The following is a 17,740-nucleotide window of genomic DNA, read 5'->3' as shown; positions in this document are numbered from 1 at the left end:
GTCTAGCTCTGTAACATTTTCCTTAATAAATCAATATCCTCTGAAAGACTTAAGTCGTTTTGCTTAAGTTCTTCCACTTTTTTCACTGCATGCATCACGGTTGTATGATCACGCCCCCCAAATTTACGACCTATTTCAGGTAAAGACAATGGGGTTAATGTCTTTGCCAAATACATAGCAACCTGTCTTGGTCTTGCCACAGTTCTTAAGCGTCTTGGCGAATGCATATCGGATAACCTTACATTAAAGTGCTCCGCTACTCGTTTTTGAATATCTTCAACAGAAATACGACGATCGTTTGCTCTTAAAAGATCTGTAAGTACTTCCTGGACAGTTTCTATCGTAATTTCTCTTCCAACCAACATAGAGTGAGCGATAATTCGATTAAGCGCCCCCTCTAATTCACGTACGTTCGAAGAAATTTTATGGGCTAGGAACTCTAAGACTTTAGCAGGAAAAGTTGTTTTCATTTGCTCAACTTTAGACTGTAAAATTCCTAGACGCAGTTCATACGTTGTTGGATGAATATCAGCCACCAACCCCCACCCTAAGCGAGAACGCATACGTTCTTCGAGCCCAGTTAAATCAGAAGGAGATTTATCAGCAGAAATAATAACTTGATGGTTCTTATCAACTAACGCATTAAAGGTATGGAAAAATTCTTCCTGGGTCGAGTCTTTGCCAGCGATGAACTGAAAATCATCAATCATCAACACATCTACAGCACGAAATTGCTCTTTAAAAGCAACCGTATCTTTAAAGCGCAAAGCTCTAATAAAGAGATACATAAACTTTTCAGCAGAAAGATAAACGACTTTACGATGAGGATGACATTTACGAATATGCCAAGCAATCGCATGCATTAAATGAGTTTTTCCTAACCCTACTCCTCCATATAGAAAGAGAGGATTAAACGTAACTTGATCAGCCTCTGCCACACGACGTGCTGCAGCATGAGCAAGCTCATTAGGTTTACCTATAACAAAATTTTCAAAGGTATATCGAGGATCCAAACGAGAGCCAAAAGAATCTTGATCCACGCCTTGATCTGCACCAAGATTTATCAGAGTCTCTTTGGAGTATTGATCAGCTTCTCTATCGCTTTTTACAGAAGAATTTGAAGATGCACTAGGATCAACGATGATATCCAGGGCAAGAACTTGAGAATTTTTTTGTTGTAACAATTTCAGGATTTGACGTCCACAGTTCGTATCCACCCAATCACGCATAAAGCGACTCGGAGCTATCAACACAAGTCTTCCTGATACAAACTCATAAAACTTTAAATGAGATAACCAGCTATTGGTTGTACTTTCACCAAATGATTCAGGAAATTTTTTTGTGACTTGTTGCCAGAAAAGAGCATAATCAGCTCCTTGCTGTCCTTGCTCAGATTCTTTTATAACCGATGCAGCTAGTGATGCCATAAGGTCAGCCTTTTCGAATCAATGTAGAATCCAAACGCATTTTATTTCCGTCATTTGAAACAAAATACACCAACCGTTTCCTTAGTAAAGGAACGCTTTCCTTTCAACCGAAAGGTTGAAAGCCTTAAAGAGACTTAACTCTCGCAGATAAACGTGAAATTTTACGGGAAGCTGTCTTCAAGTGTAGAACACCTTTTGTCACCCCTCGCATGATTTCAGACTGCGCTACTTTTAGTGCGCTTGTAGCATTCTCTTTTTTGCCCGAAGAAATCGCTTCTTCAACACCTTTAATAAAAGTGCGGATGCGACTCACGCGTGCTTTGTTACGCTCTGTACGACGAGCAGTCTGACGAATTCTTTTCTTTGCAGATTCTATATTGGCCATAGATACCTTATGTTACTTAAAAATTTAAATCTGGATGTCATATATACCACCCTTAAGCGTCAGTCAACTACTCTTATTCACAATTATGAAAGCTTTTGGCAATGAGGACAATAGAATGTTGAACGACCTGCCTGAACAACTCTTTCAATAGATTTTTTTTTACAAACCAAGCAAATCAATCCTTCACGATCATACACTTTAAAAGAAAATTGGAAATACCCAAGTTCTCCCGAAGGTCTTCGATGATCTTTCAAGGTTGAACCTCCGGCTGCTATGGCTTCCTGCAAAACTATCTGTAAAGACATCACAAGGGACTGTAATTCTGTTTTTGAAACTTGACCACTTGGTTTGAAAGGACTTAGTTTTGTTCGAAAAAGAACCTCTGAAGCATAGATATTTCCGACCCCTACAATGATTTTTTGATCTATGATAGCATTTTTAATAGAGACCTTTTTACCTTTAAACATTTTCTCTAAAAAATCACTGTTAAAGGCTTTATCAAATGGCTCAACTCCCAAATGGCTCAACAAACGATGTTTATTGATATCTTTTACCTCTAAGAGAAGAGCCAATCCAAAACGTCTGGGGTCTCGATAGACCAGTCGCGTCCCACTCTTAAACTCAAAGCTCCAATGGTCATGGGGGCTTTTATCAATCGGCATATCTTTGGCAAAAACCAACAATCTCCCAGACATACCAAGATGAATAAGGAGACAAAAATTTTGACCTTCAAAGTGCATCAATAAATATTTAGCGCGACGACTTAATCTATTGATTGTCAGTCCTGTTAGTCTTCTAGCAAAATCTTTAGGTATAGGTTGGCGAAGATCATGACGCTTTACCAAGACCTTCGTGATCGTCTGCTTGCGTAAAACGGGAGTTAATCCTAATCTTATCGTCTCAACTTCAGGAAGTTCCGGCATAGAATCTCTATCTCACCTTCCTTTTTTCAATAATTTTTATCAATTCTCTATGCTCTTTCTCCAGTGCTTTAATTCCTTGCCAGTGCATTTTAATATAATGGTCTAGTTTTAAGTTAAGATGCCTAATTTCTAATTCAGCCTTTAAGTTGACTTCATAATCATGTTCAGAGCGCATCCGATCTTTTGCCTCTTGACGATTTTGACTCATCATAATCAGAGGCGCCTGAACAGCAGCAAGACATGAAAGGACAAGATTCAACAAAATATAAGGGTATGGATCAAAAGACTGTTTTATAAGAAAATATGTGTTCATCAAAATCCATAATCCCATAAAAGCACCAAAGCTAATTAAAAATCTCCAACTCCCACCAAAAAAAACAACACGATCAGAGATCCTTTCACCAAAAGTAGATTTTTCTTCATACTCTTGAGAGATGTCTTTGGAAATTACACCATTCTGTTCAAAACTTTTGATTACATTTCTTTCATATGAACCAAACTTCACACGCTGTTTTTTGATAACATCCTGTAAGTTCAGACTATGGAAATGATTCATGTCTTCCAAACAAATGGAGTCCGTCTTGGAAACTTGTGGGTATTCTTGGTGAATCAACTCATAAAGTGTATGACGCAGCAATGCTAAAGGAAACAATCTTGACTCAGCAAAACGCTTTTTACAAACAACACATTTTTTTTGCGCTCTCTCAGGCATAAGACCTCTCCTCTTTTTTTATATCTCATCATATACAACCTTTGACGTATGTGCACGATAATTGACCTTCTCAGTCTTCTTATACTATGGTGAGCTCTTATCATAAAAGCCACGTTCACAGGAGTAAGACTTGAAAAAATACCTTGTCATTGTTGAATGCGCCATTGAGCACAACCATAAATTTCTCATAATCAAAAGACCCATTGGTAGTCATGGAGAAGGTACGTTGGCGTTTCCCGGTGGAAAAGTTGAGGAACAAGATGAAAAAAATACAACCGATGCCCTTATTCATGCACTTAAACGAGAAGTGCAAGAAGAAGTAGGCCTCATTTTAAATGACCCTCTTCACTACGTAACCAGTTGTTATTTTTTTGTGGAAAAAACACAAATGCCTGTCATTGATGTCATTTTTCATTGCCGACTTAAAAATACGCTTGTTGACGTTAAAGCCTCTCAACGGGAAGTCCCAGAGTTTTATTGGATGTCAAAGGAAGATATAGAAAAGCACGAAAATACTCCTCCGTGGTTAAAGAAGTATATGTATGCTATAAGTACCATGCGTACATGATTGTCTAGGATTATCCATGGTAAAAAATTTACAAAAGTCATTTGGTTATCGTACCGTCGCTGAAGGTGAAAAAACCTTTCTTGTTAAAAGTGTTTTTGAAGAAGTTGCGCGTCGTTATGACCTAATGAATGATCTAATGAGTTTTGGTGTTCATCGACTATGGAAGCATGAACTTATCAAAATGATTCGTCCTCGGGAAAATATGCATCTTCTGGATCTCGCTGGCGGAACAGGCGATATAGCGTGTCGTTTTTTAAAAACCACTCAGGAATTTAAGGGTTGCTCAGCGACTGTTGTAGACATTAATCACGCTATGATTCTCCAAGGAGAATCCCGTGCCATTGATCAGGGCATCATTAACGGTCTTACTTGGATTGTTGCAGATGGCGCAACGTTACCCTTTAAAGATCAAAGCTTTGATACCTGTACAATTTCTTTTGGACTTCGAAATTTTACTTATATTGAAGAATCCCTCAAAGAAATTTTACGCATCCTCAAACCAGGGGGCTTTTTCTTTTGTCTTGAGTTTTCTAAAGTTTCTTCAAAAATCTTTGATAAACTCTATCGCTTCTATTCATTTGAAGTCATTCCACGCATTGGCGAAATGGTCGCGAATAATAAGAGCGCCTACCAATATTTGGTTGAGAGCATTGATCGCTTTTATACGCAAGATGAACTAAAATCGCTCATGACCACTACTGGCTATCAAAACGTCGCTTACCAAAACTTATCCGGTGGTGTCGCAGCCATCCATAGTGGTCAAAAGCTAACTTAAAATTCTGATTCTTTAAGTGCTCTGTTGTGTTTTAAGAGAGAGGATTTTTTCTTCGCTCAATCCTGTAGCTTTTGCGATTTTTTCTACCTCTACCCCCATCGCTAACAAATTCATGGCTGATTCAGTCTTACCTTTTTCTATGCCTTCTTTTATTCCTTCTTCTTTTTGGGCGCTCACATAATGACTAATATTTTGACGTTTGATATAAGCTTCCTCATAGCGCATCATCACATCTTCTGGAAGTGTTCGAATGGTGTGATAGGCTTCCTTAATCACCGGTGACGACACACTCTGTTCAACTTCTTCCATAGACTTTAAATGACCATGGGCGAGCAACTCGAGCCACTCGCGATAGTCTGCAGACTCCCCCGCTAAGACTGAAAGAGGTTTATGATGGGATAAAGCCCCAAGGTTAATATCGATGAACTCAAGACCGCTCCGTGTCATTCGGGGAACCTTCTTCTCTGCTAACACAAAATCCCGGCGTAATTCATCTTCTCCCCAAGGCTCCATCCGATACCAGGGCAGAAGTTGATGAAGGTGATGGGGCACCTTGGGCGGGTTTTCAAAGAGGCTAATCCCAACGACTTTTCTTACTTTGTCGGCAAGGTCTACATCCGTTTTAAGCTCTGACCATTTAAACCCCTTGGGAAACTGGCGATGAAACAAACCACACACATGATCAAGAATACGAATGTCCCAGAAATTCTGCGGTTCAACTTGCACTTCCACATTGATCAACCCAAACCGTGTTTTACAAATCAAATCCAGCTGGGTATTGCGCTCTTCTGCCGGCAGCGAGGCCACAAGATGATAATAAATCGGCGCAAGCTGTTTTAAAAACTCACGCATCTTACCCATGGATCTATTGGTCCTGGCATTGATGACAAGGGGATCCTTCAGGTCCTTCTCGACCTCCTTCATAAGAAGGATATGCTTTTTATCGTTTATAAAACCTCTGAGCGCTGTAAAACTTTTAAGAGGATTCAGGGCCTGATCCAAGTATTCAGACTCTAGAATTTCTTCTCCCAAGACGGCACTCAAAAAGGAATTCCGAAAATGATCCTTTTGCATCACATGCTTAAACACCGAATCCTCGGTCGCATGGATGTAAACGCCTTGAGGATATTTTTGGGAAGATTTCGTGACAAAAGACCTATGCTGGATTTTTGGAGGGAGAGGCTTGCTTCGAAGCGTAAGCCCCTTCATGCCATCGACCAGGTCTTTCATCAAGAACGACCCCTGGCTTTCGCCAATCCCCCCAACGAAGCAACACACTACGACTGATATAAATTTAAGACGCACCCACTGCAGACCCATGGAACATTCTCCTGTTCGAAACGTTACACACCGCCCGCATGATTTTTATGATTTATTTAGAACACTCTATCCATATTTATCACTATGTCAAGTTTTTGTCAGTTATTTTGCCTATCGAGAAGAGAAAAATGTGGGATTCAGCATTGCGCCTCTTGCATCAAAGCAGTTGGCATATTATGTTTAGGCAGCAAAAATTAAGAGTATTTCCATGAAGATTGATGAAAAAGTAGTTAGAAAAGTAGCACGGCTTGCCCGTCTTCGGCTCCAAGATGATGAAATTGTTCGCTGGCAAAATGATTTAACGCAAATCTTAAGTTGGGTAGAGCAACTTAATGAAACAAACACTGATCAAGTAGACCCTATGACCAGTGTTAACTTAAAAGAAATGCCACGCCGTAATGATATTGTCACAGAAGGGGATGCTCCTCATTGCGTGGTCTCCAATGCTCCGAAAGCTGAATTCGACATGTTTGTCGTACCCAAAGTCGTCGAATAGAAAGGTCACTTACGATGGATCTAACAAAACTAACATTGAGTGAGGCCTTGGCAGGGTTAAAAGCAAAAAAATTTTCAGCCACTGAGCTCACCCAGTCTCACATTAAACGGATTGAAGCGTCAAAGCATTTAAATGCTTTTATTACAGAAACACCAGATCTTGCTCTCTCGAGCGCAGAAAATTCAGATAATCGTATTGCGCGGGGAGAGATGTTACCGCTGGATGGAATTCCCTTAGCCATTAAGGACTTATTCTGCACACAAGGTATTAAGACAACCGCGGGATCACATATCCTTGGCAACTTTGTACCCCACTATGAATCAACAGTGACCTCTAATCTTTGGAAAGCGGGCGGCATTATGCTGGGCAAAACCAGCATGGATGAATTTGCGATGGGGTCTTCGAATCTCACATCCGCATTTGGTCCTGTCATTAACCCGTGGCACGTCGAAGGTAACGATAAAAAGTATGTTCCTGGTGGTTCTTCTGGTGGTTCATGTGCTGCTATTGCTGGCGATTTAGCTTTAGGAGCGACGGCTACAGACACGGGTGGATCTATTCGTCAACCCGCATCATTTTGTGGTATTGTCGGTATCAAACCAACTTATGGTCGTTGCTCGCGCTGGGGTATCGTAGCGTTTGCTTCTTCTTTAGATCAGGCCGGTCCAGTGACAAAAACAGTTGAAGATGCAGCTCTTATGCTCGAAGTGATGGCAGGTCATGATCCCAAGGATGCTACCTCTGTCAATCGTCCTGTGCCTCATTACAGCAAAAGTATTGGTCAATCTATACAGGGTCTAAAGGTTGGTATTCCTAAAGAATATCGTGTAGACGGGATGAATAAAGAAGTTGCAGCCCTTTGGGATAAAGGGATCGAATGGTTGAAGGAAAGTGGCGCTGAGATTGTGGATGTTTCTCTGCCACACACAAAATATGCTCTTCCCACCTATTATATTATTGCACCGGCGGAAGCTTCTTCAAACCTTGCTCGTTACGATGGTATTCGTTTTGGTCATCGCTCTTCTTCTGCTCAGTCACTCGATGATCTTTATGAACTCACACGCTCAGAAGGGTTTGGAAACGAGGTGAAACGCCGAATTTTAATCGGTACGTATGCTCTCTCGGCTGGTTACTATGAAGCTTATTATATTAAGGCACAAAAAGTTCGCCGTCTCATCACGCAAGATTTTGAAGAAGCCTTTAAGAAAGTCGACGTCATGCTGACCCCCACGGTGCCCTCTGCAGCTTTTGCAATTGGTGAAGAGCCTAAAGACCCCATCTCTATGTATATGATGGACGTCCTAACCGTAACTCTGAATCTTGCAGGTTTGCCAGGGATCTCTATCCCAGCGGGTATAAATAATGAAGGCCTTCCCTTAGGACTGCAACTCATTAGTCCAGCCTTTGAAGAAGAACGTCTTTTTAAAGTCGGCGCTGTCATAGAAAAAGCCGCCGACTTTTCCAAACAAATTGAAAAATTGAGAAAAGCATCATGACAACGGCAACAAAATATCTAGAAGGATCAACGGGCCCCTGGGAATTAGTCATTGGACTTGAAGTTCATGCCCAGGCTACTTCAAAAGCAAAGCTCTTTTCAGGAGCAGCGACCACTTTCGGAGCCGAACCCAATGCGCAAGTCTCTTTCATTGATGCAGCTTTCCCAGGGATGCTCCCCGTCATTAATGATATGTGCGTCAAGCAAGCGATTAAAACAGGATTGGGACTTAACGCTGTTATCCATAAGTTTTCGGTGTTTGACCGTAAAAACTATTTCTATCCTGACCTTCCCGCGGGGTATCAGATTTCTCAATTTAAACATCCCATCGTGGGGCAAGGATACCTTGATATCGATTTAGAAAATGGGGAAACCAAAAGAATCGGAATCACACGTCTTCACCTTGAACAAGACGCAGGAAAAAGCATCCACGATCAACGCCCAGATGCAACGTTTATTGATTTAAATCGTGCGGGCGTAGCATTGATGGAAATTGTTAGTGAACCTGATATTCGCAGTGCCGAAGAAGCCCAAGCCTTCGTCAAAAAGCTTCGCTCTCTTTTAAGATATTTAGGTACGTGCGATGGTAACATGGAACAAGGGAGCTTGCGGGCCGACGTTAACGTTTCTGTTCGCAGACCAGGAGAAGATTTGGGCACACGCGCAGAAATTAAAAACGTGAATTCTATTCGCTTTATTGGTCAAGCCATCCACTATGAAGCGCGTCGCCAGATTGAAATTTTAGAAAATGGCGGACAAATTGATCAGGAAACGCGCCTCTTTGATGCGAGTAAGGGAGAAACACGCTCCATGCGCTCAAAAGAAGATGCCCATGACTATCGATATTTTCCCGATCCGGACCTTCCGCCGCTTCTTCTCACCGATGAGGAAATTGAAACCCTTCGTCGTCAACTTCCTGAACTTCCCGATGTAAAGAAAAAGCGTTTTATGGATAGTTTTGGGTTAGCACATTATGATGCAGCTTTACTCACGTCAGAAATTGAAATTGCGAACTATTACGAACAAAGCCTTGAAGAGTTGCAAAAGAAAATCTCGTCTCCCGATGATCTGGCAAAGTCAGGGAAGACCTTAGCCAATTGGATTTTGGGAGAGCTTTTTGCCGCTCTTAATCGAGACAGTCTCACCATTGTTGAGTCAAAGGTCAAACCTCAAGATTTGGCAGATCTCATCGTCTTGATGGCCAAGGGGACTATCTCTGGCCGTATTGCGAAAGATGTTTTCGTTGATATGTGGGAAACGGGCGCCAACCCCGAAGTCATTGTCAAAGAAAAAGGCCTTGAGCAGGTCAGCGATGACTCTGCGATCACAGCGTGTATCGATAGAATCCTGGCCGAAAACCCCGATCATGTTGCTGACTATAAGGCTGGTAAAGACAAACTCTTTGGCTTTTTTGTAGGCAAAGTCATGAAGGAAATGGCAGGCAAAGCCAATCCAACCGTTGTCAATGAGTTGTTAAAGAAGAAGCTGTCCTAATCAGCGGTCGGCGTCGCGCGATTAGATCACGTCGCTGTGCTCGTGATGACAAGGATGCCCCCGTGGCACAGTCCACCTTACTTCTTCCTCGACGCCGAAGCTCAAACAAAGAGCTGGCGCTTCAAACACAAAAAAAGCCAGCGGCGCAAACCGCTGGCTTTAAAGTATAGAATAGAAGACTAACGACCTAAATGGAACGTAAAGCCTACTAAGAAGCGACCCACTTGCGGTTGCATGCTGTAATTATCGGCAGCAGCAGCATTAAAGTTATTCTTAGCAAAGCTTTGCTTACTGAACCAAGCATGGGTGTATTCTCCATGGAACGTCCAACGATCAGCAATCTTTACCGCAAACCCAAGACCTGGCTCAAAGCCAACTTTTGTCTTGTTCAGCGTTGTTTGCGAATCCACTGCTCCCCCAAGAACATATTGTTGTTGAGTGAAACGGAAATTGGCAAAACGCGCGCCCAGTCTTAAGTAAACCATGCAATGGTCAGCCACGACTTTACCGAGCTTTAAGGCAAGAGCAAAATTGTAGCGTTCTTGAGAAGATGTTTTTTCAAACGTGTTGTTCGCAAGATCAATCACTGAATCCTCATCTCCCTTAATACTGGAGAGAGCTCCGCTCCCTTCTAAGCCCGTATACCAGGACTGAGCAAACATCCATCCATATCCTAGATGAAGGCCACCTGTAGCTCCAATTCCAGCATGGTCAAAACGACGTGTTAGATTCGCTCCATAATCAGCGTTCACACGGGTTTTCAAGTATCCCACGCCACCATTGGCACCCACGTAAAAGCCTTTGACAAAGGCGTTAGCATCTTGAGACGGAGACATCAAAAGTGCTGATGTCATAAGCCCCAAGGCCAGTGTCTTTTTCATTGTTTTTTTCATTTTTAAAGTCCCTCTGTAATTTTATTATTAGTTTAAAACAGCGCCTGTAGCGTTGATAGTAGCTTTAACGTTTACCCATGATGCTCCCGCTGTTGCACCACCACCGACTGCAGCTACTTCAAGATCATGGAAGCCAGCTCTCATGAGATCAACAAGAGGACCGAACTTTAGTGCTTTTGCACCACCACTTAAATGAGGAGTTCCTATCGCATCATTCACAACACGAGCAAGTTCAGCTGTAATCGCCGCTTCTTTTCCTTGAAATAGGTTTGCCGCACCATGCGGGCCACCTGCTGCGTAGTTAACGGGAACATACACAATTCCAACTTCTGCATAAGCTAGGTTTGCTAAATGGTTGGCATCCCCAATGATATCGTCAATTCTCGTTATGACATCATCGTTCGCAGGTTGACCACCTGCAAGAGCACCATCATTAGCAGGGTTAGCTGCAGGAGCCAAACCAATACGAGCACGAATTCGATTGAGTATCCCTCCTACTCCAGGTGCTGTAAACCCAGCAGCCATTGCTGCATCTGCTGCTTGTAGTGCATTGTGAACTTGCACTGCTGTAGGATTAGCAGCGGGTTGAAAAGGAGCTCCATGAGCACCCACAATACCTGCAGTTGTTACAAGCGCTAACATATCTGCTTTTAATTGATTAACTTCAGCAGCATCCAAAAGAAGGCCTCCTGGTGGAACTACAGCAGCTGCGGCAGCCTGAACTTGGTGTTGAACTTGTTGCTTTGCTCTTTGAGCAGAGGCGTAAGTTTCACTGGTCATGCCGGCAAAGAGCATGCTCGCACTGGTCAGCATTAACAAAATATGTTTTTTCATTCTCAACTCTCCCTAAGATTTATTGTTAGTTTTATAACAGAGTCATTTTATGGCCTATCCTCCTCAATTCACAAGGATTCCTTAAGATTAAGAAGGCAATATTTTCCCCTGTAGCTCTAAGGTAACAATTGTTTAACAAAGGGTTAATTTTGTCTGATTGGCGTTTTATTGAACGGGCACAGAGCCAACGTTTCTATTTCTCGCGATTTACAACCAAGCTGGTGACCCCAACATTCATATACATGGTAAGCAAACTGCGGAAAGGATCAATAATCGGATCAACGGCAACGAAAAGAACCAACGCGGCACCAAAGGGCAAACCCAAAGGTTCAAAAACGATGCTCATCATGCTGAGAGCTGCGATCGACGCTGCTCCTGTTGTTGTGACACCAGCAATCGCTGACCCAACCAAAACAATCATATATCCTTGCATAGTGAGAGGAATGTTATAGAGCTGAGCGACAAAGATAATAGCGAAAGAAAAGGTCAGAATTGTTCCATAACGAAATATAATCATTCCTAAAGGCATTAAGAGGTTTGTGGCTGTGCGTTCGAATTTAAATTTATCGGTCAATACTTCCATAGCCGCTGGCATGGCCGCAAAACTACTGGACATTACCAACGCTAAAAAAACTGGATATTTCATAGCACTTAAAGAATTAAAATAACTAAAGCCAGAACGTCGCCAGATAATAATACTAAACACCAAAAGCAAGGCAACAATCACAGCGCATAGAATGATAACGTAATTAAGCATCGCTAAAAACGCATCCACACTGGTGCCCGCTAATTGGCTTGAAACCAAGAAAAATACCCCTAAAGGTAACGCTCTAATTACAACGCTAATAATTTTCGTAAAGATTTCTTGCACAGCCACTATAAACTGAAGAAGATGACCTTTTGCCACCGTTTTCAAACTGCCCAAGGTGACACCAAAAATAATCGAAACAAGAATTAATTGAATCATTTTGCCATCAGCAAACGCTGAGAAAATATTATTCGGTATAGCGTCAAAGAAAAAACTCATCAGCCCACGTGCATTGGAAGGTTCAATAAAATCATCCATGCCAATTTCTGGGCTTACCGTCAGACCATACTTACGCAAGATTTTAATGACCTCCATGCTGCCTTGAACTTCAAAGCCTGGCTGCAAGATCAATGCCGCAATAATACCAATAGCGCTCGTGTAGATCAGAAATGGTATAAAAATAGCAGCAATCCCCATTATGTAATCTTTCCCTCGACTGTCTTGAAAAATATTGGCAATGCTCGAGGAAATGGACGTAACAACCAAAGGAATAATGGACATTTGTAAAGTGGAAATATAAAGCTTTCCATAAGGCGCCATGGATTGCCCCAATTGCTGATGATAAACACCAATATAGAGGCCGAGTCCCAACCCCACAAAGATAAAAAATGGGCTTTTAATGATATTGACAGTTAATTTTACAATAGATCGCATGATGCTCCCTAGGGCTTCTTATTTTGATTTGAGATGCACAACACCGTCCCAATCTTTGGGAGGCGCTTTCTTTTTAAATTCTTTACATCTCTTGATATACATTACTGCTGTTTGATCTTGTCCAAATTTTGTAACAATTTCCTGAAAGATACGAATAGCTTCATCCCAACGTTTTTCTAAGTAAACCTGAAAGGCTTTGGTAAATAGCTTACAAAATTCTGTTTGCTCTTCGGTCGGTAACAAGACGGGATCATCTCCCATCAATCCTATTAATTCATAAATCTTGATACCGCGATTCTTACCTTTCACAGCAACAACATCTAAAGGCCGTGCAAGAGCATGAGCAGACACCTCTTTATAGACTTCTTCGCTGATGATGATTTCTGTACCATACATTTTATTGACCCCTTCAAGACGAGAGGCAAGATTCACTGAATCTCCCAAAGCGGTATAATTCAGACGATCCGATGATCCTACGTTACCAATGATCACTTCCCCTGTATGGATACCAATACGCGTTGGCAATTCTGGCTTGCCTTCAAATTTCCATTTGCGATTTAGTTCCAACAAGCGTTTCTTGAATTTTAAAGCCGCCACACACGCATGGATTGCTTGAGCACGATCAGGTGTTGGAGCTCCCCAAAAAGCCATCACCGCATCACCAATAAATTTATCAATAATACCATTGGATTGCATAATAATTTGGGTGATTTCTTCAAAGTATTCGGAAAGATGGATAATCAGTTTATCGGGCGGATAATTTTCACTTAAAGTCGTAAAGTTTGCCACATCAGTAAACAAAAGCGTTGCTTTACGTGACTTTCCACCAATGGCCATATCTTGTCCAGTTTTGATTAGTTTGCTGACCAAAATCTTTGGAATAAACTTAGAAAAAGTCCGCATACTTTGGCGCATGGCAACCATGGCTTCATTAAGAACTTGGATTTCAAAAATGCTAGATTTAACTTCTTCGTCTCCTTGAAGATCAAAGCTTCTAATTTTCTTAGTTTCTTCCGCCAAGGTCATGATGGGTTTAGCAATTCTCATAGCTATGAGTAAAACAACTAATGAAGAGACAATAAGAATAATGATAGACATCAAGAGAATTCGATAGTTAGTCGCCTTTGCAGTCCCTATAAAAGCATCCACGGGAGCTACAACCCCAATCCCCCAATTTTTATTAAACGATCCAGGAAAAGCCATAAAATAGGCCAGATAATCATTTCCTTCATATTGGAAAACAAATTTATCTTTTTTGTTATTCACGTGTTCTTTGAAAGCCATTTTTAAAGTCATATCTTTCAGATCGTTGACTAAAACCATACGAATTTTATTACCTTCAACGATAGAAGTATTCTCAAGGTGTGAGTGGGCAATGATTTCTCCCTTACTACTCACAATAAAGGCCTTGCCATATTTGCCAATTTTTGAATCACGCAAAAACCCTGAAAGAACAGCAATTTCGATATCAGCAGCCATAACTCCCATGAATTGGTTGCCACTAAAAATAGGATTGGCGGCTGTCAATCCTGGCAGTTGACTACTATTAAACACATAAATGTCACTCCATTTAAATGAGCGACTTTGGTTCACATTTTGATACCAATCGCGCCCCCTATGGTCATACATAACCTTGTTCAAAGTTTCGGTATCTAAAGTTTTTCCTTCTTGATCAACATATGACCAAACTTCAGTTTCTGCGCCTTTCGTAGAACGGTCAACAAAGCGAATGGCATAATAGCTTCCGCCTGGTAACAATTGGGCAGGATCAGCTCGATAGGTAGCGTTGGGAGGTAAACGCCTCACTTGTAAAAACTTTCCGTCTTCCGTCCCTATATAGAGAGAGGCAATAAAAGAATAAGAACGCATCCCCCACTTCATAAAACTTAAAAGTTGCTTATTCTCAACATTTAAGTCTTTTGAACTGGTAATGAGTTGAGTGCCCAGCTCTGTTAGGGTGCGGGATTGTTCTAAATAATCAATTGTTTTATCGATGGAAGCACGACTCGTTTGGAGAATAAGATCATCAGCTATATTAATTAATGCTGAAGAGTTGTTCTGATACGTATACCAGCTTATAGCCGCGCAAGTAATAAGCAATAATAGGAAAAAGCTAGCGACGATATCAACATAAAGCCTTCTTGATCGCCAATGGTTCAACAACCACATATCAGCCTCTCCCTATTTATTGACAGGTTTATTTTCGTTTTTATACTCAAAATAACTTTCATATTTACTAAGAATAGATGATACGGTTAATTCTTGATGTAGAGTGATTAGAAAACCATCAAGCCAATCCTTAAAATGAAAATTATCTGGTGCAACCACCATGTGAATGGGGTCATTATTATTTTTCAAAATAACAGGCATGATTGTGAAATTCGCTTCAGGCTTTAAAAAGAAATACTTCATAACTTCTGATTCATCACGAAACGCTGCTAGAATTTTTCCTTCTTCTAAAGATTTCAAAATGTCGTTTTCCCAGGTTGCCATAGGTACGATAGTCGTGTCTGGGAAATAGTCATGGGCAAAAGTGACATAGGAGCTTTTGTCAATAACACCAATAACACTGCTTTTTTCATTCATGAGCTGACGCAAAGTATCAGCAGAACGTGTGGCTTTAATTTTAGCAAACACCAGACGATTAATGAGTAGCGCTTTCCTAAGGACCATATAAGGGTCGGTATATAGAACACTTCTTGCACGTAATAAGGTAAAACTTAACTTAGAAATCCCCAGATCCGCTTCTTTATTCTTAACTTTTTCAATCACCTCATCAAAAGTTTTTGAATCTCTATTGAACCTTACTTCTACGCCTAAAGATTCACCTATTTTCTTGGCAATTTCAACATCCACGCCTATTAACGTGCCATCTTTATCTACCATAAAAAAAGGCGGCTGATCTTTTTCATGCATGGCTACATCAAGGACGCCCTTCTTTATTATTGCTTGAGTCCCTGAAATTTCTTGGCAATATGCACTCTCATTCAAGAAAGTAATGACCAAGAGCAAAATAAAGAGTTTAAACGTTTTCATTTTTTATTTCTCAATAGCTCGGGTTATGAGACGGCCAGCAATTATTTGTAGGGGATCTATCTTTTTCCCATTCCAATCTATTTTCTCTGCCACCAAAGATATTTCCGTACATCCCAGGAGGAGAGCTTCTACTCCCATATCCTTAAAATAATGAATGATTTTATCAAAAACCTCAAGGATGGAGTCATTAATCTTCAAAGAAACCTTCAACTCATAAATAATCCGATGAAGTTCTTTTTGCTGCTCTTCATTCGTTTGAATAACTTGAAAACCGAGCGGTTCAAGAGCACTCTTATAGATGTGAAAGGTTCTTTCTCCAGTTGTTGAAAGGATGCCTATTTTAGTATCATTTTTAAAATTTTCCCTTAGATAGGACGCCACTTCTTCAATAAGATTGAGCAAAGTGATGTGTTGAAAATTGCTTTCGAGAAATAATTTTTTCAAATGATCAAAAATGGGCGGGGCATGAAATGTATTACAAACAACAGCAGCAATAATTTTTTTATGTAGATAAAGAGAGAGTTGGTGAAGACCAACGAGCGTTTTATAAACAACATCAGCGGGGTTTTTTTCTGTCTTATTTAAGAGAAACTGTGTTCTATCTTCTAAACCTTGACTTAAAGAGAAATGAATAAGATCAATATGATCTTGATCAGTTTTCAAAGTTTTAAATTTTGGAGTTTGCTGAAGAATTTCAGAATGAAGTCTTAAACTTGATTCTGGTCCCATTCCTCCGATAAGAGCAATTATTTTTCCTTCAGATAAATCTTCTGTCTCCACTGCGTCCCTTATGTGTCTTGTTTTTTTCAAGCTACACTGGTCACGATTTAAGATCAATAGTGTTATAGATCTTTCTCTTCGTTAAGAAGGAAAAACTGCAGACTTAAAAATTATCCTGCTTTTCTTGTTTTCAAAAATTCTTGCTTTTGAAAACGTTTTTGAAGATAGTCCTTTAAAGCCAGAACACGTCTCGAAAACATTAGATCTTCAGGATATGAGAAGTAAATATCAACATCCGACCCTTGTATATCTGGCAATACACGTACCAAAGGAACTCGACTATTTTTTTCACCTTGTTGTGAAATTGGCCCTATTCCAAGACCATTCTCAACAGCACGTAAAATTCCAGCGCCTGTATTAATTGAAATGTAGGGTTTCACTTTATTTTTCAAAAGCTTCAGATGCCAGTTAAAATTGCAAAAGTTATTTTGTTCGTTGTTCGTATAACCAACAAGTTGGTGTTTTTCGAGTTCTTGAATATTCTTTGGTAGTCCAAACTGCTTTATATAAAATTCAGAAGCATATAAATTTAAACGATAAGTCAATAGATAGTCTTGGCATAATCCAGCCAAGTCAGAAATATAAGGTCTAATAGCAACATCCGCTTCCCTAATTGACAAGTCATGAGCAAAATCACTGCCTAGGACAGTGAGTTTTAGCTGAGGATGCGCTTTAAGAAAATCAGCTAAATCATCCATCAACCACAATACAGAGATAGAATTAGTTGTGGACAGTGTAAGATTGCCATTGACTTCTGAATCATCTTCATCGAGATACTTTACAGCAGAATCAATCTCACTCAAAATTTTTCCCACACGTTCATATAGCAGCTCACCTTTAGGCGTAAGCACCAACCTTTGATGAACATTACGAAAAAGTTTATGTCCTATTTCTTCTTCTAAAGCAGCAATTTGACGCGTTAGACCCGAAATTGACATTCCTTGATATTCAGCAGCTTGCTTTACTGACCCTTGCTTAACAATAAGATAGAATGTCCTGAGTTTATCTATATTAAGTTTTGATCTCATTGGCCCCCACTTCATTAGAATTATTTAATCCTACTGAAATTTTAAATTTTAATGTAGATAAGGTCAATAATTGACAAATTGTCTTTTTTAATCTTTCAAAAGCGGCATAAAT

17 protein-coding genes are annotated in these 17,740 nt (G+C 40.5%); 5 read left to right on the top strand and 12 right to left on the bottom strand.

What is annotated here, in order from left to right:
* Positions 1-2: 2 nt before the first annotated feature.
* From dnaA to GQ61_RS08505, 4 genes are all read right to left on the bottom strand, one after another.
* A complete protein-coding gene (dnaA, locus tag GQ61_RS08520) occupies positions 3-1,427 on the bottom strand; it encodes a chromosomal replication initiator protein DnaA (RefSeq protein ID WP_085784923.1) in 1,425 nt (474 codons plus the stop codon).
* A 124-nt stretch (positions 1,428-1,551) separates the two neighbouring features.
* On the bottom strand, positions 1,552-1,812 hold the full coding sequence (gene rpsT / locus GQ61_RS08515; protein ID WP_085784922.1) for a 30S ribosomal protein S20: 261 nt from the start codon (positions 1,810-1,812) through the stop codon (positions 1,552-1,554).
* 83 nt (positions 1,813-1,895) lie between these two features.
* Positions 1,896-2,735: a bifunctional DNA-formamidopyrimidine glycosylase/DNA-(apurinic or apyrimidinic site) lyase gene (gene mutM / locus GQ61_RS08510; RefSeq protein ID WP_085784921.1), complete on the bottom strand. Its 840-nt coding sequence runs from the start codon at positions 2,733-2,735 to the stop codon at positions 1,896-1,898.
* A 7-nt stretch (positions 2,736-2,742) separates the two neighbouring features.
* The gene (locus tag GQ61_RS08505) at positions 2,743-3,447 is read right to left on the bottom strand and encodes a DUF1003 domain-containing protein (protein WP_085784920.1); all 705 of its coding nucleotides are present in this window, start codon (positions 3,445-3,447) and stop codon (positions 2,743-2,745) included.
* 130 nt (positions 3,448-3,577) lie between these two features.
* Between GQ61_RS08505 and GQ61_RS08500 the strand changes: the two genes are divergently transcribed.
* Positions 3,578-4,015, top strand: coding sequence for an NUDIX hydrolase (locus GQ61_RS08500; protein ID WP_085784919.1), 438 nt, complete (start codon positions 3,578-3,580; stop codon positions 4,013-4,015).
* Between the two features lie 16 nt (positions 4,016-4,031).
* Positions 4,032-4,790 carry a bifunctional demethylmenaquinone methyltransferase/2-methoxy-6-polyprenyl-1,4-benzoquinol methylase UbiE gene (gene ubiE / locus GQ61_RS08495; RefSeq protein ID WP_085784918.1) on the top strand — a complete coding sequence of 253 codons (759 nt, stop codon included), beginning with the start codon at positions 4,032-4,034 and terminating at the stop codon, positions 4,788-4,790.
* 12 nt (positions 4,791-4,802) lie between these two features.
* Here ubiE and GQ61_RS08490 read toward each other — a convergent pair whose 3' ends face one another.
* On the bottom strand, positions 4,803-6,110 hold the full coding sequence (locus GQ61_RS08490; RefSeq protein ID WP_085784917.1) for an Rpn family recombination-promoting nuclease/putative transposase: 1,308 nt from the start codon (positions 6,108-6,110) through the stop codon (positions 4,803-4,805).
* Between the two features lie 208 nt (positions 6,111-6,318).
* Between GQ61_RS08490 and gatC the strand changes: the two genes are divergently transcribed.
* From gatC to gatB, 3 genes are read left to right on the top strand one after another with little or no spacing between them, the layout of a single operon-like run.
* The gene (gene gatC / locus GQ61_RS08485) at positions 6,319-6,606 is read left to right on the top strand and encodes an Asp-tRNA(Asn)/Glu-tRNA(Gln) amidotransferase subunit GatC (RefSeq protein ID WP_085784916.1); all 288 of its coding nucleotides are present in this window, start codon (positions 6,319-6,321) and stop codon (positions 6,604-6,606) included.
* 14 nt (positions 6,607-6,620) lie between these two features.
* On the top strand, positions 6,621-8,102 hold the full coding sequence (gene gatA / locus GQ61_RS08480; protein ID WP_085784915.1) for an Asp-tRNA(Asn)/Glu-tRNA(Gln) amidotransferase subunit GatA: 1,482 nt from the start codon (positions 6,621-6,623) through the stop codon (positions 8,100-8,102).
* Positions 8,099-9,595: an Asp-tRNA(Asn)/Glu-tRNA(Gln) amidotransferase subunit GatB gene (gatB, locus tag GQ61_RS08475; protein ID WP_085784914.1), complete on the top strand. Its 1,497-nt coding sequence runs from the start codon at positions 8,099-8,101 to the stop codon at positions 9,593-9,595. Before gatA ends, gatB begins: the two co-directional genes overlap by 4 nt.
* Before the next feature lie 179 nt (positions 9,596-9,774).
* Here gatB and GQ61_RS08470 read toward each other — a convergent pair whose 3' ends face one another.
* From GQ61_RS08470 to GQ61_RS08440, 7 genes are all read right to left on the bottom strand, one after another.
* A complete protein-coding gene (locus GQ61_RS08470) occupies positions 9,775-10,488 on the bottom strand; it encodes an outer membrane protein (protein ID WP_085784913.1) in 714 nt (237 codons plus the stop codon).
* 27 nt (positions 10,489-10,515) lie between these two features.
* On the bottom strand, positions 10,516-11,322 hold the full coding sequence (locus GQ61_RS08465; protein ID WP_085784912.1) for a hypothetical protein: 807 nt from the start codon (positions 11,320-11,322) through the stop codon (positions 10,516-10,518).
* Positions 11,323-11,515: 193 nt separating this feature from the next.
* Entirely contained in the window at positions 11,516-12,784 is a 1,269-nt protein-coding gene (locus GQ61_RS08460) for a dicarboxylate/amino acid:cation symporter (protein ID WP_085784911.1), read from the bottom strand.
* Positions 12,785-12,802: 18 nt separating this feature from the next.
* A complete protein-coding gene (locus GQ61_RS08455) occupies positions 12,803-14,953 on the bottom strand; it encodes an adenylate/guanylate cyclase domain-containing protein (protein WP_085784910.1) in 2,151 nt (716 codons plus the stop codon).
* Positions 14,954-14,965: 12 nt separating this feature from the next.
* Complete coding sequence (locus GQ61_RS08450; RefSeq protein ID WP_085784909.1) at positions 14,966-15,820, bottom strand: substrate-binding periplasmic protein; 855 nt, start codon at positions 15,818-15,820, stop codon at positions 14,966-14,968.
* A 3-nt stretch (positions 15,821-15,823) separates the two neighbouring features.
* Positions 15,824-16,600: an aspartate/glutamate racemase family protein gene (locus tag GQ61_RS08445; RefSeq protein WP_085784908.1), complete on the bottom strand. Its 777-nt coding sequence runs from the start codon at positions 16,598-16,600 to the stop codon at positions 15,824-15,826.
* A 110-nt stretch (positions 16,601-16,710) separates the two neighbouring features.
* Positions 16,711-17,628 carry a LysR family transcriptional regulator gene (locus GQ61_RS08440; protein ID WP_198157329.1) on the bottom strand — a complete coding sequence of 306 codons (918 nt, stop codon included), beginning with the start codon at positions 17,626-17,628 and terminating at the stop codon, positions 16,711-16,713.
* Positions 17,629-17,740: the final 112 nt, after the last annotated feature.

It is taken from the genome of Candidatus Nucleicultrix amoebiphila FS5 (assembly GCF_002117145.1).
GTDB classification, from domain to species: Bacteria; Pseudomonadota; Alphaproteobacteria; order Caedimonadales; family Nucleicultricaceae; genus Nucleicultrix; species Nucleicultrix amoebiphila.
This window is presented reverse-complemented; position numbering and strand designations above follow the sequence as displayed.